General features: G+C 37.0%; 24 protein-coding genes. 23 read left to right on the top strand and 1 reads right to left on the bottom strand.

The window, feature by feature from the left end; translation table 11 throughout:
* The first annotated feature begins 19 nt into the window (after positions 1-19).
* From PG840_RS04790 to PG840_RS04690, 21 genes are all read left to right on the top strand, one after another.
* Positions 20-964, top strand: a complete 945-nt coding sequence (locus PG840_RS04790) for an Rpn family recombination-promoting nuclease/putative transposase (RefSeq protein WP_226972113.1) — start codon at positions 20-22, stop codon at positions 962-964.
* A gap of 162 nt (positions 965-1,126) precedes the next feature.
* Entirely contained in the window at positions 1,127-1,729 is a 603-nt protein-coding gene (locus tag PG840_RS04785; RefSeq protein ID WP_173867476.1) for a hypothetical protein, read from the top strand.
* A gap of 301 nt (positions 1,730-2,030) precedes the next feature.
* On the top strand, positions 2,031-3,077 hold the full coding sequence (locus PG840_RS04780) for a DNA methyltransferase (RefSeq protein ID WP_151165596.1): 1,047 nt from the start codon (positions 2,031-2,033) through the stop codon (positions 3,075-3,077).
* 13 nt (positions 3,078-3,090) lie between these two features.
* Positions 3,091-3,333 (top strand): hypothetical protein, encoded by a 243-nt coding sequence (locus PG840_RS04775; RefSeq protein WP_021740626.1) that lies wholly within the window; start codon positions 3,091-3,093, stop codon positions 3,331-3,333.
* Between the two features lie 4 nt (positions 3,334-3,337).
* Positions 3,338-3,703, top strand: coding sequence for a hypothetical protein (locus PG840_RS04770; RefSeq protein WP_118043784.1), 366 nt, complete (start codon positions 3,338-3,340; stop codon positions 3,701-3,703).
* A 165-nt stretch (positions 3,704-3,868) separates the two neighbouring features.
* Complete coding sequence (locus tag PG840_RS04765; RefSeq protein WP_270613387.1) at positions 3,869-5,350, top strand: phosphoadenosine phosphosulfate reductase family protein; 1,482 nt, start codon at positions 3,869-3,871, stop codon at positions 5,348-5,350.
* A gap of 18 nt (positions 5,351-5,368) precedes the next feature.
* A complete protein-coding gene (locus PG840_RS04760) occupies positions 5,369-5,755 on the top strand; it encodes a hypothetical protein (protein ID WP_044964833.1) in 387 nt (128 codons plus the stop codon).
* Positions 5,756-5,800: 45 nt separating this feature from the next.
* Positions 5,801-6,466 carry a Cas9 inhibitor AcrIIA9 family protein gene (locus tag PG840_RS04755; protein ID WP_118262640.1) on the top strand — a complete coding sequence of 222 codons (666 nt, stop codon included), beginning with the start codon at positions 5,801-5,803 and terminating at the stop codon, positions 6,464-6,466.
* The gene (locus tag PG840_RS04750) at positions 6,453-6,992 is read left to right on the top strand and encodes a DUF7666 domain-containing protein (RefSeq protein ID WP_118208516.1); all 540 of its coding nucleotides are present in this window, start codon (positions 6,453-6,455) and stop codon (positions 6,990-6,992) included. The genes PG840_RS04755 and PG840_RS04750 overlap by 14 nt, the downstream gene beginning before the upstream one ends.
* A 117-nt stretch (positions 6,993-7,109) precedes the next feature.
* Entirely contained in the window at positions 7,110-9,149 is a 2,040-nt protein-coding gene (locus tag PG840_RS04745) for a PcfJ domain-containing protein (protein WP_270613386.1), read from the top strand.
* A gap of 15 nt (positions 9,150-9,164) precedes the next feature.
* On the top strand, positions 9,165-9,668 hold the full coding sequence (locus PG840_RS04740) for a hypothetical protein (RefSeq protein WP_111919579.1): 504 nt from the start codon (positions 9,165-9,167) through the stop codon (positions 9,666-9,668).
* Positions 9,669-9,819: 151 nt separating this feature from the next.
* On the top strand, positions 9,820-10,533 hold the full coding sequence (locus tag PG840_RS04735) for a hypothetical protein (RefSeq protein ID WP_117994567.1): 714 nt from the start codon (positions 9,820-9,822) through the stop codon (positions 10,531-10,533).
* A gap of 284 nt (positions 10,534-10,817) precedes the next feature.
* Entirely contained in the window at positions 10,818-11,927 is a 1,110-nt protein-coding gene (gene dnaN, locus PG840_RS04730; RefSeq protein WP_151165072.1) for a DNA polymerase III subunit beta, read from the top strand.
* Between the two features lie 28 nt (positions 11,928-11,955).
* Positions 11,956-12,279, top strand: coding sequence for a hypothetical protein (locus PG840_RS04725; RefSeq protein ID WP_021740638.1), 324 nt, complete (start codon positions 11,956-11,958; stop codon positions 12,277-12,279).
* 89 nt (positions 12,280-12,368) lie between these two features.
* Positions 12,369-12,617, top strand: a complete 249-nt coding sequence (locus PG840_RS04720; protein WP_147344965.1) for a hypothetical protein — start codon at positions 12,369-12,371, stop codon at positions 12,615-12,617.
* 589 nt (positions 12,618-13,206) lie between these two features.
* Positions 13,207-14,673, top strand: coding sequence for a PcfJ domain-containing protein (locus PG840_RS04715; protein WP_270613385.1), 1,467 nt, complete (start codon positions 13,207-13,209; stop codon positions 14,671-14,673).
* 89 nt (positions 14,674-14,762) lie between these two features.
* Positions 14,763-15,737, top strand: coding sequence for a hypothetical protein (locus PG840_RS04710; RefSeq protein ID WP_151165068.1), 975 nt, complete (start codon positions 14,763-14,765; stop codon positions 15,735-15,737).
* Positions 15,737-18,730, top strand: coding sequence for a DEAD/DEAH box helicase (locus tag PG840_RS04705; protein ID WP_270613384.1), 2,994 nt, complete (start codon positions 15,737-15,739; stop codon positions 18,728-18,730). Before PG840_RS04710 ends, PG840_RS04705 begins: the two co-directional genes overlap by 1 nt.
* Before the next feature lie 301 nt (positions 18,731-19,031).
* On the top strand, positions 19,032-19,238 hold the full coding sequence (locus PG840_RS04700; RefSeq protein WP_111919586.1) for an excisionase: 207 nt from the start codon (positions 19,032-19,034) through the stop codon (positions 19,236-19,238).
* A gap of 82 nt (positions 19,239-19,320) precedes the next feature.
* Complete coding sequence (locus PG840_RS04695) at positions 19,321-20,523, top strand: site-specific integrase (RefSeq protein ID WP_118262655.1); 1,203 nt, start codon at positions 19,321-19,323, stop codon at positions 20,521-20,523.
* A gap of 317 nt (positions 20,524-20,840) precedes the next feature.
* Positions 20,841-21,302: a low molecular weight protein-tyrosine-phosphatase gene (locus tag PG840_RS04690; RefSeq protein WP_270613383.1), complete on the top strand. Its 462-nt coding sequence runs from the start codon at positions 20,841-20,843 to the stop codon at positions 21,300-21,302.
* Between the two features lie 241 nt (positions 21,303-21,543).
* Here the strand turns inward: PG840_RS04690 and PG840_RS04685 are convergent, their stop codons facing one another.
* Complete coding sequence (locus tag PG840_RS04685) at positions 21,544-22,401, bottom strand: class I SAM-dependent methyltransferase (protein ID WP_270205602.1); 858 nt, start codon at positions 22,399-22,401, stop codon at positions 21,544-21,546.
* Between the two features lie 289 nt (positions 22,402-22,690).
* On the opposite strand from PG840_RS04685, the gene yedF reads away from it, so the two are divergent.
* Together yedF and PG840_RS04675 are read left to right on the top strand one after the other, a co-directional pair.
* Entirely contained in the window at positions 22,691-23,290 is a 600-nt protein-coding gene (yedF, locus tag PG840_RS04680) for a sulfurtransferase-like selenium metabolism protein YedF (RefSeq protein WP_117823709.1), read from the top strand.
* Between the two features lie 357 nt (positions 23,291-23,647).
* Positions 23,648-24,568: a selenium metabolism-associated LysR family transcriptional regulator gene (locus PG840_RS04675; protein WP_270205603.1), complete on the top strand. Its 921-nt coding sequence runs from the start codon at positions 23,648-23,650 to the stop codon at positions 24,566-24,568.
* Positions 24,569-24,594: the final 26 nt, after the last annotated feature.

Genomic DNA, 24,594 nt, shown 5'->3' with positions numbered 1-24,594 from the left:
AGAAAAGAGAGGAATTTACGTGGAACATACAAAAGCAGATATTATATTTAAAGATTTTTGGCGGAATAATGAACGGTTTGCCGATCTTTTCAATGTAGTTGTGTTTGGAGGAAAAGAGGTTATTAAGCCAGAGGCATTGCATGAAATGGATACGGATGTTTCCGGTATCATTCAATTAAAAGATTATAAGGAAACGTTATCCAGAACAAGAGATGTCATTAAAAAGACCGCTTATGGAGTAGAATTTGTTGTTCTTGGAATTGAAAGCCAGCAGCATATTCATTATGCCATGCCGCTGCGTCATATGGTGTATGATGCAATGAGTTACCTGAAGGAATATCAGGAAATTACACGCAAATATAAAAAAGATACCGGGAAAAAGACAGAAGATGAATTTTTATCAAAGATGAAAAAAGATGACCGGCTTCATCCGGTTATCACATTGACAGTGTATTATGGAGAAAAACAGTGGGACGGACCGTATTGTCTGAAAGATATGATTGTAGAAATGCCGGAAGAAATTGCCGCTATTTTCTCAGATTACAAAATGAACCTCTTGGAAGTACGGGATTCAGACCGATATGTGTTCAATAATACAGATGTTCAAAGTGTTTTTGAAATTACCAGGGAAATCTTTGCCGGCCATTTTGAAAAAATTCAGGAGAAGTATGGAAACAAGGAGATGGGTTCAGATCTATTAACAGTTGTCGGTCAGATGACAGGATCAAAGGAACTGATTCGTATGAGTAGAAATATGGAGGTAAACAGTATGTGTGAGGCATTAGAAAAGTTGAAAGAAGAAGGAAAATTGGAAGGCATTGAAGTGGGAAGAGAAGAAGGTATAAAGGAAAATAGAAAGGAAGTTATTCTTACCATGCTGCAGAATAATTATCCGATTTCTGAGATTTGTAAACTTTTGAATATCCCCGAAGAAGAGGTATTAGAAATAAGGGATAAAAAATAATATCGGTTTTCCCCAAGTGAAGTAAAAGGAATGGTGGTACATTTAAAGGCATCAAAAACAATGGATTTTTGGTGTCTTTTTACAATGTATATAAGAAAAGCCTTGCACATTGATAGTTAAAATAATATAATTTGTATATCAATTTAAGAAAGAAGGGAAGTAATGAAAAAGTTAATTTTAATAGGTATTGTTGCTTTAGTTGTCTTTATGATATTAAAAGCCCTCCTTGTGATAGTAAGCAAGATTACAGAAAAAGCATTTAAAGTTTCAGATAAGAAGAGAGATAGGTTCGAATTTCCTCTTTCAGTAGCAATCCAGTTGCTTTTTATTTTAATATGGTTAATGAGTTCGGAGGGTGTAGCAAATAAATTTGGTTTGAATAATTTAGAATTTTACATATCCTTTTGTATGATAGGAATTTTTTGGGTATTCTGGTGTTATTTCTCTTGGGACATGGAACATATTTTTGTTAAACCATGTATATCCAAGAAACGGAATAGAATGATAAAGAAAATATCCATTTATGCATCAATATTTATTTTTGTCATAATTCAAGGATATTTTCAAACACTTCATGCAATGGATCCGGAAAGTGAAATAAATATGATGTTTTCTGTAACTAATTATTCGATAGTTGTTGCTATAATTGCATTAGATAGGATAATGAATCAAATTGTTGCATATATTGAAGAAAGAAAAAAAGAAAATGTATGTATTTGTTGCCCTCTTGCATCTCAAAATAAAATTGATCAAGACAAGATATAGTGTTATTTTGTTGACTTGACTACTATATTGTGTTACCATAAACTTGTAGTTCAGTTTTATTCTTCATAAAGAAGAATTGTAATTTTTTTCTGACCATAAGGTTAGAATGAAGTTTTGAAGTTTTGATACTTAATTAAAAAGCGCGTATATCAAAAGCATTCAGGAAGAAATTCTTTGAGTGCTTTTTTTATTGCCTTTTGGAAAGGAGAAGAAAGAAAAATAAAAAGCAGAGAGAACGATATGAAAATCAGAAGGGATTTTTGTATCGTTTTTTTGTATATGCAGAAAGGAGTGTGACAATGTGCAGGAAAGTGATTTACAGCGTGCAAGTAAAATTTTGCGCACAGAATTTGGTTCCGACTGGAAACAGATTGTACAGACGTTAGGAACAAGAGAGCTTACGCATTGCGTAGGACAAGACCTGACTTCTTTTATGGCATTTCCAGAACGGGCAGAAGGAGGCAGCAATCAGTGGAGAGGAAATTGTTCCCCGCAGGTTGTAGCGAAACTCATTCAGTTTGTAAAAAAATGCAGGCGATATGAAAAGAATAAGGATTTTCTATTTTTGGATCCCATGAGTGGTTCTGGGACCAGTCAAGATGTGGCAGAGGAATTACATATTCCCTCTGTCTTATACGATTTAAACCCACATCCGCCAAAGGGGATTGGAAACTGGAATGCATTAAAGGATGAAGTTGCGCATAGTGCAGACCTGATTTTTTTCCACCCACCTTACCATGATATTATCCGGTATTCCGGAAATATGTGGGGCAGGCCGCATGAAGATGATTTGAGCAGATGTGAAAATTATGAAGATTATATTGAAAAACTGAACTATGTGATCAAAAAACTGTATTTCAGCCTAAGACAGAATGGGTATCTGGCAATTCTGGTAGGAGATATCCGGCAGAAAGGCATCTTTCATTCTATTGCAGCAGATATGCTTCATATTGGAAATATGAAGTCCTGGATTGTTAAGGGGCAGTTTCACTGCACTTCCAGTAAGACACAGTATTCCGGAAAACCCTTTATTCCTATTGTGACGGAAACACTGGTGCTTTTTCAAAAAGAAGAAATTCTTCTTGTACCATTTTCAATTAGAAGGGAAGGAATATTCCAGATACAAGAACAGGACTCCATTGCACTGACGTGGTTTCATTTATTGCGGATGACACTGGAACAGTTAAATGGACATGCAACGTTAAAGCAGCTATATCAGGAATTAAGAGAGCACCCGAAAGCCAAAAAGAATAAAAATTATGAGGCGAGAATTCGGGCAACTTTATATGAACATGCCGATTGTTTTCTGCCTTTAGCAAGAGGAACGTTTCGGCTAAAATACCGATAGGAAAGAGGTGTGTATGAAAGATGAAACAATGGCAGGATATTATCAGCTGCTGATTGCAATCTTTTGTAATCTGAATGCAAGAGAAGCAAGATATCTTTATGATTATGGACCGGCTCACCCAGTCTGCAGAAGAATGATGTATAGAAAATTAAAGCATCAAAAACAAGGAGAATGTCTTTCAGAGGAAGAAATTTTAGAAAGGCTGGATCAGTTGGAAAAGAATGGATGTTTTTACAGAGAAAAGAAAGGAGCGTGAGAATATGCACCTTCATAAACTGGCAGATCTTCTGTCATTTCATGAGGTGGCAGTTGGAGGAACCCTTCCCCAGACAGAGTATTATCGTGAAAAGCTGAAAAGACTGCATCCTATGCAGATGCTTTCGTCGAACATACTGCTGCCACTATATGAAATTTCTCTTTCTTATATGACAGTAAGGGGAAATTACAGGCAGGCGAAAAAATATGCTTTCCTGGCAGAGTACAGCGAAGTAGATTTTGAGGCAGAACTTTTATTAAAGGACTGGATTGCGGAACAGAATGCCAGAAAACCTTACCGCAAAATTTCCAATGTACAAATTCTGGAAATTCAAAAAATTGCGTATGGGATACTGGATATCCGGTCGTAAAAGTGTTCCACTTTTTCTTATCCTGAGAAATTCAGGTTGCTGCTTAGGAAAACCGGCCATTGCGGGCTTGTTTTTCGAAAGTGAAGGTCAGGCAGTGTAAAAAGACACACCTACAAGCATGGCTTTTCCGTTTAGAGCAAACTTTTTGTAAAGAACGGAGAAAAAATGGAACAGTTAAGTTTTTTTAGCATTGAAAAGAAAATCCAAAACGCCATAACCCTGTTAAAAATGTTTGAAGCAAAAGCCATAGAGATGCATCCGGAAGGATACTATTTATGTTTTAGCGGTGGGAAAGACAGTCAGGTAATTTATGAACTGGCAAAACAGGCAAAAGTAAAGTTTCAGGCTTATTATAATGTTACAACCGTAGATCCCCCGGAATTGGTCTATTTTATCCGAAAAATGTATCCTGCGGTTATTATCAATCAGCCTGATACAACCATGTGGGAACTGATTAGCCAAAAGCATTATCCGCCCACACGAAGAATGCGTTATTGCTGCTCTGAATTGAAAGAAAGAGGAGGAAAAGGACGGTTTGTAGTCACTGGTGTGCGTTGGGCAGAAAGCAGGAAACGAAGAAAAAGAGGATTTGCAGAAATACAAGGACCGTCTGAACCAAAGGTTATTTTAAACAGCGACAATGACGAAAAAAGAAGGCAGATAGAAAATTGCCAGATAAAAGGAAAACGGGTGTTAAATCCAATCTTGGATTGGACAGATGATGAGGTGTGGCAGTTTATCCATACACATATCCGAACTTATTGCAGCCTTTATGATGAGGGCTTTACAAGGATTGGCTGTATTGGGTGTCCACTGGCTTCCACCAAGCAGCGGGAGAAAGAACTGGCGCGCTATCCTGTGTTTAAAAAGGCTTATTTAAAGGCGTTTGACCGAATGCTTTCTTACCATAAGGAAGGAACACATGGAAGTGCTACATGGAAAGATGCCGAAGATGTTTACAGGTGGTGGCTATATGGAAATCCCCCAAAAGAAATACAGGTTACTGGACAAATAGAATTATCCATCGAAAGGGAGTTGGGAAACATTGTGAAAGAAATAGAGAAAAAGAAACCAGAGCCTTCAAAAGAGTGGGAAGATGTTTTTCAAAAGAAACTGTATGACTGGAAAAAGATATACCAGTTTGGAACAGAAGAAAACCTAACCACAGACGGAGAAGTATTAAACCAAATCAGAAGGGAACTGGTGCAAGTCTATGAGAATTATTTTTCTGGAACAACTGCTCGTGACAGGTATAAAAAGAAAATTCCACAGGCTGTCAAAGATGATTATATGGCAGGAGAAGTAGAAATTTTTGAAACTGCTCAAAGGCTGGTAAAGAAATATAAGCAGAGCCAGCAGTTTCGATATGTGCTTGTGAAGCGCCCTCAAATCAGGGAAACAGACCGGAGAAAACTTCAAGTTGATCTTTTGGTCGGAAAAATTCAGAAATTAGAGGTTTGCGTAAAGAGGAAAGACATTCTTGGAATGCGTATCTTTTCAAAGGAAGACGAACTGGACAAAATGCTGGCGGAAGTTTATCAAAAAATAAAAGAACTTCCCAGAATAAATAAGGGTGTAGAAAGCGCCGGAAATAAGAAAAGATCCAGTTGGAAAAATCAGATGATATTAGAAGAATTTATTCGTTAATTGAAAGGAGGAAACAGGGTGACAGATCAAAAAATGATTGCAAGTATGGTAGGCGATTTTTATGGGGTTTATCTTGGAAAATCCATGTTGGGAATCCAGGGACTTCTAAAAAAATATCATAACCATAAATTTATTATTACCTTGATTTCTAATTTGGAAACAACGGTAGAAATTGATATGCATAAGGCGATGCATGAGATTTATGATTTCTATAAGAAACATAGAGGAAAAGGGCAGAGAGAGGACAGCGAATGGGAACAGATCATTGAAGAAGCCAGTAAGATTGGCAAAAAATATGAAGGAAATGCGTGGTGCAAGCAGTTCCTGATTCAAATGATCAGCATTATTGAGGAAGAAGACACGGAAATCAGAGCCAAAAGAGAAGAATTAGAAAAAGCGGCATGATGGGAAGGGGAATCCCCCTTCCTGCTTTTATAGGAGGAAATAGGAATGCTTGGAAAAATGATAGAAAATACAAAAGATTTGAATATGGTTGCAGACCGTTTAAGAGCAAGAGGCGAAATTTCACGTTTGCAGGAGCTTTGTAAAGAATGGCTGATACCGGAAAAGGATATGCAGGATTTTTTGCAGGGAAAAAGGCTGCGGCTGGCAGAAGTGCCGTTGGAAGAAAAAAATTTTTCTACTGCTTCTGAAAAGATTGCGGAAGAAATGTATCAGTTTGAAGGACCAGGGCTGGCAGTGGCTTTAGGGCAGTATCTTATGGAACGCTGTGAAGAGAAAACCTTAGGGGAACAGATTCTGCTACCTCATAAATCTTTGGAAAAAGCAATTAATTTCATTCTGCAAAGAGTATATGAAGAATCAAAAGACTACCTGCAACAGAATCGAAACGGGCAAAATGGTGCAGGAGTCGCAGTCAGTTCCCAAAAAGTGTACCATTGGCTGGAAGAATACTATGCGTTAGATGATGCTGAGGAAGAAAGAAAAAAGAAAGAGGAAGAACGGGAAAGAAAAAGAAAAGCACAAGAAAAAACTGTTGTAAAAGGCGTGAAGACTTCTGTAAAGGAAAGCAAGACCAAAAAAGACAGTCAGATTTCTCTTTTTGATATGCTGGAAGATAGAGAAAAAACGGAGGAAAAAAATGATTGCGTATAAAGCGTTTCAGAAGAATTTGAGTTGTTTGGGGTTTCAATACAAAGAAACAGAATGGAATTATACAGAAAAGGCTGCCTGCAGGAAAACGGGGTTTCATTGTGCAGAAAATCCGCTGGACTGTCTGATTTACTATAGCAATCCGGATTTAGCGCAGTATTGTGTGGTTGAAGTTGCCGGAGAACGCCAGGAAGAGGGCGATGACAGCAAAATTGCCTGCACACAGCTTCGGATTGTCAGAAGACTGACGTTATTGGAACTTTTAATAGAAGGGGTTGCATATATGCTCCAGTATCCACACAGAAGGCTGAGTAAAATCATACAGATAGAAAAAGGAAGTCCCATGGGTGGATTTACAGTGGTGCGTGGGAAACATCCCGTCGGAAAAGGGAGGAAAGATACAATCCTTCTTCTCATCAGGGAAGATATTAAGGGAAATATCGTTAATTTTTCAGTCATCATAATTGACGGAAAAGAATATGTTCCAAATGTTTATTATGATTTTGATGGAAGAAAGGCAGAAGAATAAATGAGAAAAACAGAATTATTGGAAATCGGCTGTTTAGAGGCAACAAAAAAGATGTTAAAGTTTTCCAAAAAGGAAGAAAAAAAATCCAGAAAACAGAGATTACAAAAGAAAATGAAAATGAGGAAGTTTGAATATGAAGTATCTGTAAAGATTTGTAAAAAAGGGGAGATTTTGGCAGTTTCATTTTTCAGGATAAAAGAAATGCTTGCCGGACAAGTGCAGCCGGAGATAGTTGTATTCTTAAATAAAAAGGAGCGTACCTATCTTTCGTACCTTCCAAGAGAAGCAAAGTGGAGAACAGCCACAATTATAAAGATTATGGGCTATTTTTATGGGAGTTTTTATCACTGTACCAAAAGAGATTGGGCATTATTCCGGAAATATTTTGACACAGAATGTAGCAGATGGACACCTTTAAAAGTTAGTTCTATCAGAAGTATTATAGAAGAGTTTCAAACGGATATTTTATGGGATAGGATAGAGGAAAGGCGCAGACAAGAAACCAATGAATGGGATCAGGTAATGTCCCAAATTCCGGTACTTCCAAAGGATTGGGAAAGGTGGTGCAGAAAATCGGCCATTACGCAGCACTATATTTTCTACAAACCGGAAAGAAAAGGAGAAGGCTATTGCAGCAGATGCAACACGAGAGTGCAGGGTATTTTACCAAAACATAATCAATATGGTATCTGCCCGAAGTGTAGACAGCGAATACAATATAAATCCAAGAAAATGCAAAAAAGGATTATTCACAAAGCAGAGTGCACCTATTTGTTGCAGAAGTTCGGAACTAATCAAATGGTGATTCGGAAGTTTAACGTCTATGCAAAATTTCATCAAAAGCGTGACTTTGTTCCGGAAATAAGCTGGTTTGAAACCAGAAGGGTAATCGTAGAAAAAGATTTTTCCCAGACAGCATATTATTATGGACAATATAAGGATGGCTCCTATCGGTGGAGAGAGTCTTTATATGCAGAGTACCATTATGATTTTGAAGGGAATAAAGGCACGCTATATCAGAGAACCTTATTTTCTTTGAACCAGGGGATTTTGAAGACTTCCGGGTTATACGAACTTCAAAAGAACATGAAAATGGTAGAACCGGAAACGTATTTATTATACCGTTATCATTGTCCGGCTATTGAGAAAGCTGCAAAGGCGGGATTGAAAAAGTTTGTGATCCAAAGCATCCATAAAAAGAGCCGACTTCCAAATCACAGAAAACTGACAGAAATTTTGGGAATCAATAGTTGCCTGCTAAAGCAGTTGGTGAAAATGGACGGCGGAATAGCTGGTTTATCCTGGCTGCAAAAGATGAAGAATACACAAAAGTGGATTTCAGAGGATATACTTCGTTATTTTGAAAAACATAATATTTCCACAATAGATGTTGCCTTTATTGAAAATCAAATGTCGCCACAGCAGATTTACCATTATTTAAGAAGAATGGAAAAGGAAAGCGGGCTGCCCGTAGAGAAGATTTTGACGATATGGAGAGATTATCTGTCCATGGCAAAAAAAATAGGAGAAAATCTAAAGGACTTCATCGTTTATAGACCACGGGAGTTAGAAAGAAGGCATGATGAGGCGGTAATAGCCCTGCAGGAAATAGACACAAAGCAGAGAGCAGAGGAACTACGGGAGAAATTTCCAAATCTGGAAAAGGTTTGTAGGGAAATCACGCCCATCTATCAGTCACTGAAAGATGAAAAATATGCAGTGCTGGTTCCGCAAAAGATTGAAGATATTATAAAAGAAGGAAAAGCATTGCATCATTGTGTAGGTACTCAGGAATGCTATTTTGACCGGATCAGCAGAAAAACCTCTTATATTGTTTTCTTACGCAGACAGGAAGAATTGGAAAAGGAATTTTATACGATGGAAATTGAACCAGATGGAAACATTGTACAAAAAAGTAAGGACTATAACAGAACGGGAGAGGAGTATGAAGAGGCAGAACCATTTTTAAAGAAATGGAAAAAGAATGTATTGAAAAAGATAAGGAACCAGGAAAAAGATCCTACAAAAACGCAGGTTACACTATGGACTGCGGAGCTTTCTGCTGCTTATAAGGATCATGTGGTGATGAAAGGTGGAAAATATCAGGGCCAGTATCTGTCAGATGTGCTGAAAGCAGAACAGGAAGCAGCTGCTTAGAAGAAAAGGAGAAATATGGAAAAAGAATATCAAATAGTGACAAAAAATATACCGGATAAGAATTTGCAGAAATTAAAACATATCCGGCAGAAAAACCAGTATGGTTGTTATGAGGAGAACCTGGAAGGAATGTATACAGAAAGAGGGGTATACAGACTGTTTCGCAAATATGTTAATAAACAGGAATATCCTTTCTATCAGGACTGGAAACAGGATATGCTGAAAATGGGCATTTTACTAAAAGGCCCTAAAACAGAGCTGGCAGTAAAAAGAAAGGGTGAGCATATAGTGGAAGAAATCTGTATTACAGTGAAGACGATAGAAGATGCCTGTAACCTTGTACGGCAAGCATATAGAGATTCCGATGTATGTTTGGGAGAGCTTTTTCGAAACATAGAAATTCAAGGATTGAGCATTCAGGAAGTAGTGGAAGTATTTTCCATACTGTATCGTGAACTGGAAAATGACAGAGTCTGTCGTGTGAATGTGGAAGAAAAATTTTTCACATTTGTAGCATAGAAATTTGATGATGGCGGGGGTGTGTCGGTGACATGCCCCCTAAAAAATACCATGAACAGCCAATTACGCAATAAAAAAGGCAATTTAAACAAAGAACCTTGTGGTTTTACCGGAGCATGCTATTCTAAAAGAAAAAGGGGAGGGAATACAAATGATGAAAATTGCGATATTTTACCAGAAAGAAAGCAAGCTTTTGGATGATATACGAAAGAAGATCCGAAAGGAAGCGTGTCAGCCAGATAACATATATGCGATTTATGAATATTCTACGATAGAGGCTTTGCGCAAAGCAAATGAACAAAGTCCTATGGATATCGTGTTTTTGGAAGATACGATAGATAATTGTGGACTGACAGCCGCCAAATATATCCGGGAAACAGGACAAAAAACTTCTCTCTACTTTTTCGGAACGTCTACGAATCGGGCTTTTTATGGATATGAATATAAGGCAGCACATTATTTGACGGAAAAAGAACAGGTAGAAAGTTTAAATATCTACCAGCATTTTTTCAGAAAATATTTTCCAAAGAAAACGATTTTCCTGTTTGATCAAAGCATGGATTCTGCATGGGCTATGTGTTTATCCGAAGTTGTTTATATTGATTTAAAAACCGGGGATATTTGTACAGAAAAAGGAGAGAAAAAATCGGGTTATATACTGACAGAGAAAGTATTGGAAACAATACGAAAAAAGACCTCTTTTCTGAACGTTTCTGGAGAATATCTTGTCAATCAGGATTTTATAATAGATGTGACTGGGCAGATGATTTACCTATATCAGAATAAAAGCATTTTATGTAAAGAAAAGGAGATGGATACGATTAAAGAGTTCCTTTGGAACATGGGACAAAAAGAGTTTTTATAAGGGAATATTATGCATACAATATATAGAAAAAATGGATTGCAAAAAACTATATATTGTGTTAATATATTGTTGAATATATTTTTACAAATGGAAAAATTTGTAGTTAGTATTTCATTTTGGCAGAAGCCAAAAGCAGTATTTTAAGGAATATCCTGAGAAATAGAAAGAAAGACATGAATAATCGTATGGTTTTTTGTGTCTTTTTTTGTATGCAGAAATGGAAAGGAGGACAAATTCAGTTTTTAGAAGCAGACATTATCGTTGTATGAAAGGAGAACTATTTTATGAAAATTATTTGTAAAAAGACAGATTTAGCAAAGGCAGTTCAGACTGTATCAAAGGCAGTTCCTGCAAAAGCAACCACCTCTATTTTGGAGTGTCTTTTGCTCCGGGCAGAAAAAGAGGAGATTACCCTTACCGGGAATAACCTGGAATTGGGGATTGAAACAGTAATGCCGGGAAACATTGAAGAGGAAGGCAGTATTGCAATCCAGGCAAAAGTATTTGGGGAGATTGTAAGAAAACTTCCAGAGGGAGATGTTGTACTGGAAACAGGGGAAAAAGATCAGGCGACTGTACGCTGTAAGAAGACGAAGTATAATCTTTCTGTAAAGTCAGCAGAAGAGTACACCTGTATTCCCGATATGGAACGGAAGAATCATGTCACGATTTCAGAGTTTGACTTAAAAGAGGCAATCCGGCAAACGATTTTTTCAGTAGCAGATACTTCCTCAAAGAAGGCAATGACAGGAGAACTGTGGGAAATTAATGGAAAAGAACTGAAAATTGTAGCGTTGGACGGACACCGTATTTCACTTAGAAAAATCAAACTGAAAAAAGAATATGAACCGCGAAAGGTCATTGTTCCAGGAAAAACACTGGCAGAAATCATCAAGATTATTGGCGGAGATCCGGAGAAGGAAATTGCAGTTTACTTTACAGAGAACCATATTCAGTTTGAGATAGAAAATACCAGGGCAATCTCCCGGTTGATTGAGGGAGAATATTTAAAAGTGGAGCAGTTATTATCAAAAGATTATGGAACAAAAATCAAAGTTCAGAAAAAGGAATTACAGGAATGTATTGACAGAGCAAGTTTGTTATTGAAGGACGATGCAAAAAAGCCAATTATTCTAAATATTGAAGAAAATATTTTGTCATTGGAAGCAGTATCAAACATGGGCTCTATGAATGAAAGTATGTTCGTTGTAAAAGAGGGAGAGAAATTACGAATTGGGTTTAATCCCAAATTCTTATTGGAGATGCTGCGGGTGATTGATGATGAGGAAGTCTTCATGTATTTTACGAGTGCAAAAACGCCATGTACTGTAAGAGATGAAAAAGACAGTTATGTATATCTGGTTCTTCCGGTCAACCTTAGTGCCGCAGCGTAAAATGAGAGAAGAGGGTGAATAAGAAGGTATGGAAATTGTTCGAAATGGGCAGAAAATTCTGTTGACAGAGTGGGAATTATTTCAGGCGTATGAAGAACAGAAGTATTTGTACTTAAAAGAAAGCGTTCTGGAAAATATGGAAGACTGTCTTCCAAAAGAGATGTATAGCAAATTGAAAGCAAATGAAGATTACAAGGAAAGAAGCATCACTTTATTCCAAAAATATTATGAGGATTATCATATGGAATATGATGTGGCACTAAAAGAGGCAATCCGCGATTCTGCGAAAAAGTTTCTTGATGCAGAAAAAGCAGAACTTGTAGAAGAAAAAGGAAGGAACAGTAAAGGATGAAAAGAGAAAATTATATTATTACGGTAAAAAGCATTTATATACGTAATGCGGAGATGTTTTGCCCGGAAAGCATGACGGAACAGGAAATTTTGAACTTAGATGATATCGATATTTTTCAGTCCTGTGAGTTTGAAAGATACTGGAAAAATGCAGAAGTTTCTGCTTACTTATGTCAGATGGCTTGTGCAGAAGAAGAATTAAAAAGGGAACTTCAGAAAATTGCAGAATATTTCAAGATACCAGCCTGTTTTTTAGAAGCAATTCCTGTAAAAAAAGATTTGGAAGATGATATATTTCATAATAATGGAGAGAAGGAAAATGAAGAAAGCACTACTTAAAAAGATACCTGTTGTGGAAGCCGGTATTAGGGATAAACAATATATGGAACTTTGCAGACAAAACTATCTGATGAAGGTACAAAAGGCTACGGTAGCACATAAACGGACTTTAATCCTAAATCTTTATGACGCGGAAAACATTATAAAGGAGCAATATCAGCCGTTCTGTCGCATCTTTTTTTCTAATAGAGACTTTATTACATATTTTATAAAAGAAAACCGTTGGTCTATAAAAACTTTGGATATCTTGGAAGCTGAAAAGGGGAAATTTATATCTCAGATTGCGATACGAACATATAAGGAAAAAAGGAGTATTCAACAGTTTTTTCATTGTACAGATGATGCCGTAGACAGTATACAACTGATACAAATAGAACAGCAGAAAAGAAAAGCAGAAAAGTCGTTAAAAAGAAAAAAAAGAAGGATAAAAGATATAGAGTCTCTATTTCGCAGTGTGAAACCAGTGACTGGGAGATTTGAAAAATGGCTGGAATACGAGGTGTTAAAAGAAAGTCAATATATTTTCTATCAGTATTCCAGAAGAAAGATGATAGATTGCACATGTAGTCATTGTAAATCGGAATATCAATTGGAGAGATCTATACCAAGGCATAACAAAGAATATGTGTGTCCCATTTGCAAGCGGAAATCAATTTTTAAAGCAAAAGGAAAATCAGGATATTTTTCTGATTATTCAGAAGCAGTTAAAATTGAAAAAGCATCAGATAGAATCATACTACGTCATTTTGAAGTTAGAAAATCTTATGCTGCGCATGGTACGGGAGAATATACATTATCTTATCATGAAGACTATCGGGCTGTATTTCAGGAAAAATTCCATTTTTATTACCCGGTTTATAGCTGTTTGGCTCATAAGAATGTATGGAAAGAGAAATATATAGATCCGTATTTTCACTACAGATATCATTTGAATTATACGATAAAAGCATATCAGACGATAACCCAAATGCCTGGAATGGTGTATCCATATAATTTGAAAAATGTTTTTAAAGGAACACCATTTGAATATTGCTCCTTAGATTATTTTGTCAAAAATAATCGTTTTGTAGAGCTGCCGGTTGTATATTATCTGAAGACATATTTAAAATTCCCATTGCTTGAACAGTTCGTGAAGCAGAATATGTTTTATATCGCTTTGGAATGCCTATATCAGCTTCCAAACGAATGGGAAGAAACAAAGGAAACGAATACAAGACATTTCTTAGGAATAAATTCACGATATTGCTCTATCCTAAGTAAGTATAATATGGGGATAAGAGAATGGGGCGTTTTACAGAAAATGGAAAAACTAAAAATCCATTTGTCGGAACAGGAAATTTTTGCATATTGTAAAATTTTTGAGAGTAATAGAGATTTCTTGGAATTAAACCAGTATGCATCTATTCGGAAAATTGTGAGTTATCTGGCAAAGCAGATTGAAAAAGAAGAAAAAGGAAAGGCATATAAGTTGTCCGGTGATGTATCTGGTATCAGTCATGCAGAAATGAAATGTTATCAGACGTATATAAGAAGCTGGAAAGATTATATTGAGTGGGCAGAAAAATTGGAATATGATCTGAAAAGCCGATACGTTCTGTTTCCAAAAAATTTTAAAGATGTTCACGACAAGACTTTCCGGGAGTATCAAAAACAACAAGATAAGATGGAAAGAAAAAAACAGGCAAAAGAAAGAAGAACTGTGAACCAACTTTTGAAGAAAGATATAAAACTACTGGGGAAACAAATTCAGAATCAGGACTATATCTTAAAAGTTCCTGGAAATTGTCAGGAAATCCGAAAAGAAGGGCAGGCGTTAGGACATTGTGTAGGAAGTTATATCCCTCATATTGCCAATCGGGAATGTGATGTGTATTTTATCCGGAAAAAGACCGACCCAGATAAGCCTTTTTTTACGGTTGACTGGAGAAGAGGGAAGATTGTGCAATGTCAGGGGAAAGGGCGGATTCGTTATCCGCAGGAAATGGTAGAATTTGTTCATTATGCAGAAGAAAAATTAAGGCTTCTAAAAGGAGAAGAAGAAAAAAAGGCTGCATAGAAATATAAAAATTTTAAGAGAATAGAAACACAGGCAGAAGGATTAGAACATTCTTCTGCCTTTTCTTATGAAGAGAAAGGAACAGAGATATGAATGATGTATTGGAAAAATTACAACGTGTCAAAATCCAAAATAAGACCAGGCTGTCCAAAGAAGACCAGCAATTTTGTCAGATACAGCAAAAATTATATGACAGTACCAGAAATCATTTTTTTAGTATGTTTGTAGATATGGAAACACTGCACCAGCAGGAACTGACCTTTTATGGAAAGGTACAGAAATATGCAGACAGGGTGTACCAACAGAACCTGATTTGTATGGATAAAAAGAAACAAACAGAACTGATGGAAAAGGTACATAATCATTTTATCAGAACCATTATTTCCTTCTTTAACCGGAAATATGGTCTTGCCATACAGAAACATTCGTATGAACGCTATATTTCCCTGCAGACTCTGGCAGAACCCGTATTACATAAGCGGATTTCTTCTTTAACAGAAGAAGAGAAGCAAATTTATCGGGAAGAAAGGAAGAAATGCTGTAAACAGAAAGAAGAAAATCTTCATGAAGTTTTGTTTGCCAGAATTGAGTATCCGTTGATTTTGGATGATATTTTTTCTTATCTGGGCGGTTTTAGTTTTCAGGAGAAAGTGGAGCAGGAGATTAAAACAGATGCAAAAGCAGGAGTGACCTATGCAAAATATAAATTGCAAAGTAAAAAACTGTCCATTCAAAACCTGTTATGCAGCAAAACAGATCTTTGGGGAGAATACGAAATCTGTCTGGATAGTGAAAAATATAAAGCACTTTTACGGGCATTGACTTTTTTTGACTCCAGTAAAGAACAGGTTTCTATTTATGATGGCTGGCTGGAAAGATTTGTAAGTTTTTCATATAGCGGGAAAAAGGAGAAAGAAGGGATTTTTGATGAACACCCTGCGCTTGGAAAGAAAGTTGTTAAATTTAAGTATTTTAAAAATGGCAGATGGGATATTGTTTTTGCCAGTGGTGTACATGCATTGTCTTTTGCCAAAGAGTATCTCGGCTATAAGGAGGCGGCCTAATGGGAAAATACAAAAGAGATAAGGGACTTCAAATACCAATGGAGCAAAGACAAAACTTGAATGCGAAAATTTTGTATCTAGTGGAAAATCATGAAACAGAACTATATGGGATCACACCAGAGGATATTTTTAATGTGTATATGGGAAATGGTGGGCTGCATGGACTGGACAGGAAAGACTTTCAAAATTTTCATGCTTATACAGAAGCGAAAAAAGAAATAGAGCAGGGACAGTTTTTTACACCAGCGGAAATATGTGAATTTCTTGTTGCCTGCGTCAAACCGGAACCGAAGGATATAATTTATGATTTGACTTATGGTAAAGGAGATTTTTTTAATTATCTTCCTACAGAAAGTAATATCTATGGAACAGAAATTGATATGAAAGCGGTGAAGATTGCCCAGTACCTCTACCCGAAGGCAAACCTGCAATATGGCGATATCCGGCAGTATTCCCCTGTTTTAAGCGGGGATATTGTGTTTGGAAATCCGCCCTTTCATCTGGAATGGGGAACAAAAGAAGCACCGGTATCTTCCCAGATGTATTACTGCAAAAAAGCATATCAGGTACTGAAAAACGGGGGTCTTTTGGTTTTGCTGGTCTCGGAAAGTTTCCTTTCAGATGATTTTTCAAATAAAGGGGATATTGAAGAAATCAATCACATGTTTAATTTGATTGTACAATTTTCTTTGCCGGCAGATGCATTCAAAGAGTATGGTGTGACATCTTTTCGGACAAAAGCAATGATTTTGCAGAAAAAGAGTCAGTATGTAACAGAAAGACCATACACTACAGAGTTGGAAGTTCTGAAGCGGCCACAGGAAATTTATCAAACTTATGTGTTACCGGTTCTTCAGGAACGAAGAAAAAATGCTGCAAATATTTATTTTGAATGTCAGAATACAGATTTAGAGGCAAAGCAGAAACAGGTATTTCAGGAAAAAACGGTGAAACTTTTGTTTGATATCAAAAGAAATCGAAATATCGCTCATAAAGCTGGACTGGCAGAAGCGATTTTGCAGAAATACCTGAAGCAGACGAAACCGGAGGAACTCTCCTGGCAGGAGTGGGAAAAAATTAAAATACAGCCGGAAGATGTTTTACGGAAATTAAAGGGGATTTTATCTTCTGCGAATAAGACATACAGGAATGAAATCCGGGTTGTAAAGACAACTTATGGATTTAAAGAAAAGGATTATCGGGAAAATGGGACCGATATGAATTTGGGTTCTATCAATTCTTTTGTATTATCCAAAAGAGAAGTTCCTGGATTTGAGCAGTTCTTAAAGAAGAAACGGCGAGAATTTGCATTGCAGGAAACATCTTTTGAGAAAATGAAGCAGGATGACAAAATTGCAGAATATCTGGAAAATTGGCATGTAACAAGTCAAATGACAGGGGAGGTCAAATATCTGAATGCTGTACAGAAAAAAGAAGTGAATAAACTGCTGCAGAAACGATACGTTGCCCTACAGTTTTCTATGGGAACTGGAAAAAGCCTTTGTACACTGGCAATGGCGCAGTACAGAATGAAATATAATCCTGTCCGGAATATATTCATTGTCGGCACAGCCCTGGCAATCAATAATACATGGGAAGAAATATTGGAAGACTATCAGATTGATTTTTACCGTATTCGGAAGAGGGAGGACATAAAAAGGGTACAGAGAGGACAGATTGTGCTCTTGACTATCAATCTGCTTACGGAATTAAAAAGGGAGATGAAAAAACTGTTACGTATCCGCTGTCAGAAAGTCATGTTGATTTTTGATGAAAGTGATGCAATTACCAACGGAAGTTCAAAACGTACAAAAGCAATGCTTTCTGTTTTTCGAAAATGCAGATATAAAGTGCTGGCAACAGGAACACTGACAAGAAATAACGTGGTAGAAGCAGCACCTCAATTAGAACTGCTTTATAACAACTCTATTCATTATCTGGCAAAGAATGAATGGATCTACCGATTCAAAAACGGACAGATGGGAAAAAATAGGAACTTCTTTTTGAATCAGCCATTTCCAGCTTATAAAAGAGGGTATGAACTGTTTTCTTATTCCTATTTACCAAAGAAGATTACAGTGTTTGGTCTGGAGAAGGCAAATCAGGATATTTATAATGCATCATTTTTAGATGAATTATTAGAAAAAACAGTCATAACAAAAAATTTTGAAGAAGTGGTAGGAAGGAAAATTTATAAGATTTACCAGGGAACCTGTTCTTTTAGCGAAAGGGAAAAAGAAGTGTATCGAATAGCAGTAAAAGAGTTTGATAAAATCCGCAGGAAGTATTTTGCAGCTTACGGCAATGCACGAAAGGATTCCATGTTTCGGATTTTGCAGCAACTGCTGCTCCTTCTGAAGATATGTGCAGATCCTTCTCTTGCATACGAATACGATAGCAATGAAGTACCTACGAAGGTAAAAAAAGCAATCCGTCTTTTGCAGATGTGGAAGTATGAGAAGGTTGCGATTGGAGTACGCAGAATAGAAGTGGCAGATTCCTATTACCGATATTTAAAGCAGGCATTTCCAGAAAGGCAGATCTTTTATATCACAGGGGATAAAGTTCCATGCAAGCAGCGGCAGAGGATTGTAGAAAAACTAAGAAAGACAGAAAATGGGATATTACTTTCTACGCAGCAAAGCTTGTCAGAATCTATGAATATAGATGATGTGGATAAAATTATCCTACCAGAGCTTCATTACAATCATGCGGCTATGGAACAGTATTATTTTCGGTTTATCCGGTATACGTCCAGAAATTTTAAGCAGGTGGTATTTTTAATTTATGAAAATTCCATTGAAGTGAACCTGCTAAAGATGATACTGGCGAAGGAGAAACTTAACCTGTTTATGAAAAATCAATTGCTAGAAAACGGAGAACTATATGAAAGATTCGGCATCAATCCCCAGATATTTTCCCTTTTGATGACAACCAGTGTGGATCAGGAAGGAAAACTTCAGATTCAATGGGGCGAACAAAAAATTAGTTAGAGTGTTTGAAAAAGAAACATACGTAATGATAATTTATGGCAGAATTTTTACTCAAAGAAATTCAAACTACGATACTTTTACTCTGCTTATAGCAGAACAATATATATTTTGAGAAAGTATTGAAAAGTTTATTAGAAAATACAGAATAGGCTTAAAAGTCTGTTTATATTTAGTGTAGAACTTAGCACAATAGTACGCAAAGTCTCCCTAGCGTGGCAATGACAGATATAAAAAATACTTGTTTTTCTGGTTCTTGTATTTTGAGGATTTGTCAGTAGAGATTTATAGGAAAGGAGGATGTATGAACCAGAAACATCAAAATGTTCCAATTTGGGAAAAAGCAAACCTTACTTTGGAAGAAGCGGCAGCTTTTACTAATATAGGAATAAACAAATTGAGGCAGTTAACAGACGAAGATGGATGTGAATATGTTCTTTGGATAGGTTCTAAAAGATTAATAAAACGTAAGAAGCTAGAAGAATTTTTAGAACATGCAGAAAGTTTATAAGAGTCATTGAAACAAGGGGCTTTGATATGATAATATTTGAATATCATTTCAAGGCTCTTTTTGGATTATGAAAGGAGAATATATGTCCGAAAAGAGAAGAGATAATAAAGGAAGAATCCTGAAAACAGGAGAAAGCCAAAAGAAAAATGGGCAATACATTTACCAGTATACGAATTCATTTGGGGAGAGAAAGGTAATCTATAGCTGGAAATTGGTAACAACAGATAAAGTTCCAGCGGGAAAGAGAGAGGATGTTTCACTTAGAGAAAAAATAAAAGAAATTGAGCGAAAATTAGAACAAGAGCTCATTATTACAGGGCAGAATATGACGGTTCTACAGCTAGTACAAAAATATATAGGACAGAAAACAGGTGTTAAAGATAATACCAGAAATAACTATAATTTTGTAATAAATATCATAAAAAAGGAGCCTTTTGGACAACTGAAAATAAATGAGGTAAAAAAGTCAGATGCAAAAGCGTGGTTAATCAAGCTTCAGCAGGTAGATGGAAGAGGATATAGTACGATACATTCAGTGCGTGGAGTTGTTCGACCTGCTTTTCAAATGGCAGTAGACGATGATATTTTATTAAAAAACCCTTTTGAATTTCAGTTGGCGACGGTAGTAGTTAATGATAGCGTTACCCGAGATGCCATAACAAGAAAGCAGCAAAAAAAATTCTTAGAATTCATCAAGAATGATAAACATTTTTCGCGTTATTATGAAGGGATATATATTTTATTCCATACAGGAATGAGAATCAGCGAATTTGTAGGATTGACGCTGTCAGATATCAACTTGAGAGACAGAACCATTACTATAGATCATCAGTTGCAAAGAAATAGCCAGATGGTATATAAGGTTATCAATACAAAGACTACAGCGGGTGAAAGAACGATACCTATGACTGGCGATGTATATGAATGCTTTAAAAAAATAGTAGAAATGCGGAAAAAAGTAAAGGTAGAACCCGTTATAGATGGTAAACTTGGATTTTTATATTTAGACAAAAATAATAAACCGATGGTTGCATTACACTGGGAGAAATATTTTCAACATATCCGAGAAAAATACAATCGCATTTATAAGGAACAGATGCCTATTATTACACCGCATGTTTGCCGTCATACTTACTGCTCTAATATGGCTAAGAGTGGAATGAACCCAAAAACGTTACAGTATTTGATGGGACATTCTGATATATCCGTAACTCTGAATACATATACTCACTTAAAATTTGAGGATGCGAGAGCAGAAGTAAAAAGAATTACGAAGCTCAATTGATGTATTTTGAACAATTTACATCATTTGAATTTGCATCAGATTTTTTGAGGATTAATATTAAATGTATGGTATAATTATCAAGAAGCCCATAAATATGAGAAATTTGAGTAAATATGTATAGAAAAAAGTTCAAAAAGCGATGATGTAAAATGCAAAAATAGAAATTGATTTACATCACATTTTACATCATTTGGCGAAAAAAATATGTAGATTTACATAGGATTATAAAGACTTGTATAAGGACCAAACAAAAATATAAACTCTGTAAAGTCTTGAAAACATAGGGCTTTACAGGGTTATGAAGGGATTTGAAGAGTATGATAAAAGTACTATTTGTTTGCCACGGCAATATCTGCCGCTCCACCATGGCAGAATACGTTATGAAACATTTAGTTAAACAATCCGGCATAGAATCCGATTTTTTCATCGATTCCGCCGGTACAAGCAACGAAGAACATGGAAACCCGGTCCACCGCGGCACGCAGAAGAAACTCCGCGAGGAAGGCATCCCGTGTGGCAATCACCGTGCACGCAAGATGCGTAAAGAAGAATATGCCGCATTCGATTACATTATCTGTATGGAGCGATACAATATACAGAATATTATGAGAATTATCGGAAGTGATCCGGAACACAAGGTACAGAGACTTCTGGACTACACGGATCGCCCGGGAGACATTGCAGATCCATGGTATACGGGGAATTTTGATGAGACATTCGATGATGTGATGGAAGGATGCCAGGCATTTCTAGGCTATCTGATGGAGCATCCTCAATAAATCATCAGATGGGTAATCCAAAGAAAAGATGTAACCAAAGGAAAACGAAAAATAAAAAGAGAAGTCATCTGAGTTTAGAAAAGGATTTCACTTTAAAGCACAAGCTTTATGGCAAGGAAAATCCATTTCATATCAGATGACTTCTCTTTTATTTTAGAACTCTTATGATTGCATAAATCAAATTTATACTATTCATAAAATAATCGATTCTAAGAAAGAATGAACAACTCGGTTCCCAGTCTTATTTCTCCCATCTTCCACTTGCCCCACAAGGAAGCACCAGTCCATTGGAAGATACCGGAAGTCCAATCTCCTGTGAATCCACATGTCCACCGTATTTCTTAAGCTCAGTCGCGATCATATAAGTCAGTACTGCCGGGGCAAGTCCTGTCGTATAAGAATTGATCAGGAAGAACAGCGGATCATCGGATAAAATCTTCGTACAGAGTTTTACCAGTGGATGAATTGCGTCTTCAATCTTCCAGATCTCGCCCTTTGGTCCACGACCGTAGGAAGGTGGATCCATGATGATCGCATCGTAATGATTGCCACGGCGGATTTCGCGTTCTACGAATTTGACACAGTCATCAACCAGCCAGCGGATCGGTGCATCGCCGAGTCCAGAAGAAACAGCATTTTCTTTTGCCCATGTAACCATTCCCTTGGAAGCGTCTACATGAGTTACGTGTGCGCCGGCAGCAGCTGCTGCAAGTGTTGCGCCACCGGTATAGGCGAATAAGTTTAGTACTTTTACCGGGCGCCCGGCATTGCGGATCTTTTCAGAGAACCAGTCCCAGTTGGTTGCCTGTTCCGGGAAAAGTCCGGTATGTTTAAAATTAAACGGTTTTAAGTTAAATGTAAGATTCTTATAACTGATTTGCCACTGTTCCGGGAGATCGAAGAATTCCCATTCACCGCCGCCTTTTTTACTGCGGTGATAGTGTGCGTTCGGATGCTTCCAGCGTTTGTCTGTGCGAGGTGTATCCCAGATCACCTGCGGATCTGGACGAACCAGGATGTACTGCCCCCAGCGTTCCAACTTTTCTCCGTCTGAGGAGTCAATTACTTCATAATCTTTCCAACCATCTGCTAACCACATATATTATTAAATCCTTTCTGAAGCGTTTTTCGATAGATTCTCAGTTTTCTATAGTTTTGTTCAATGCATATTTATAGACATACTGTCTTACTTTTCTATTTTATTATAGAAGAAAGGATACTGCAAGAAGCGAATGTAAAATATCGCAATAATATACAAAAAGCTATCGCGATAACAATTGGTTTTTGGTAAAAATAACGGGACTATCTGTTTACATAAGGGAAGAAGGGTGATAGAATGTATCTATAAGTGAAAAGATTCACGTAAAAGAAAGGTGGAAATGAATATTATGGTAACAGTTAATGCAATGGGAGATAACTGCCCGATTCCGGTAATCAAAACAAAAAAGGCAATGCAGGCTCTTACAGGACCGGAGACAATTGAAGTACTAGTAGATAATGAGATTGCTGTACAGAATGTTACAAAGCTGGCAAAAGAACAGGGCGGAGAAGTAAGCTCTGAAAAGCTTGGAGAAAAAGAATACAAAGTAACGATCAAGATGCAGGGAGCACCGGCAGCAGATGCAGAAGTTGTATGTACACCGGATCAGAAGGGAGACCTCATTGTAGTTGTATCTTCTGACCGTATGGGAACAGGTAATGATGAACTTGGTAAAGTCCTGATCAAGGGATTTATTTATGCAGTTACACAGCTTGATACACTTCCGAAGAAGATGCTTTTCTACAATGGAGGAGCTACTCTTACAACAGAAGGATCAGATTCTATTGAAGATCTGAAGTCTCTGGAGGCACAGGGCGTAGAGATTCTTACATGTGGTACATGTCTTGACTACTATCACTTAAAAGACAAGCTTGTTGTTGGTGGTGTAACCAATATGTACAGTATTGTTGAATCTATGGCTGAAGCAGGAAAGATCATCAGACCATAGTTTGAGAACTATATAACAAAGAAGTCCGTATAACGGACAGAGAATATTTAAGAAAAGTTGAGAAATTAAGTATGAATAAAGATATCAGAGAGACACAGTGTACAAGGACATCATGTTGAGGCATCAAAGCAGGTCGAAGGACCCTTGTTCAGGTTCTGGACAAGTTGTTAAAAACTGAAGATGGTAACCTCCTGGACAGAAAGAATTTGTCTGTTCGGGCAGATGCACTTTGCTCTCTGGTATTTGATATCGGATAGTAGAAGATGGATGTGGCTGCGCGATTTGATCAAAGGAAATAAAGGAATCCAGAGAGGTTGTATTTATACGAATTTGATCGAATAGAGAGAGGGAATAATTATGAACTTAAAGCAGCTGGAAGCATTTATTAAAGTATCCGATTCAAAGAGCTTTTCAAAAGCAGCACAGGAACTATATCTGACACAGCCAACAGTAAGTGCACATATACAGACACTTGAAAAAGAACTGAAAGTGAGATTGTTTGTGCGTAATACCAAGACTGTCAAATTATCTGAGGATGGAAAGACACTTTATCAGTATGCACGTCAGATGATCGAACTGGAACAGGAAATCCAGTCAATGTTTTCAAAAGCAGCAGAGCAGAAAGAAAGATGTATTACAATCGCAACATCTACGATGCCGGCGCAGTATATTTTGCCGGATATTCTGGTGAAATTCCGGGAGAGATTTCCGGAAGAACAGTTCAGAATCGTAGAAAGTGACAGCAGTACTGTCATTGAACAGGTAGCATCGCATCTGGTTGACATTGGATTTTCCGGTACAGTAATCGAAAAAGCAAATTGTAAATACATACCGTTTTACCAGGATGATCTGGTTGTTATTATGCCGAATACGAAAGAATATCAGAAAATCGTAAAAGAGCAGAAGGATTTAAAATGGCTGGAAGGAGAACCTCTGATTATGCGTGAGGAGGGATCCGGTACCAGAAAAGAAGCAGAAAAGCAATTAAAAAAGATGGGAATCTCTTTGGATGATTTGAACATTGTTGCGACAATTGAGAATCCGGAAGCGGTCAAGAGATCTGTCAAAAGCGGTCTTGGCATTACGATCATTTCAAGACTTGCGGCTGCAGATGAGATCCAGTCAGGAGAAGTTCTGGAATTCCCGTTTTCACAGGCTGGCAGCGGTCGAAACCTGAATCTTGTATACAATAAGAACTACAAACTTCCGGCGGCGGCTGAACATGTGAGAGAATTGATCATAGAAAAGTATGAATTGCAAAAGCAGTCTTTACAATAGAAAATACCAATGATAGAATGTGTCTA

Source organism: Coprococcus sp. AM97-35 (assembly GCF_027697525.1).
Taxonomy (GTDB): domain Bacteria; phylum Bacillota; class Clostridia; order Lachnospirales; family Lachnospiraceae; genus Allocoprococcus; species Allocoprococcus comes.
This window is presented reverse-complemented; position numbering and strand designations above follow the sequence as displayed.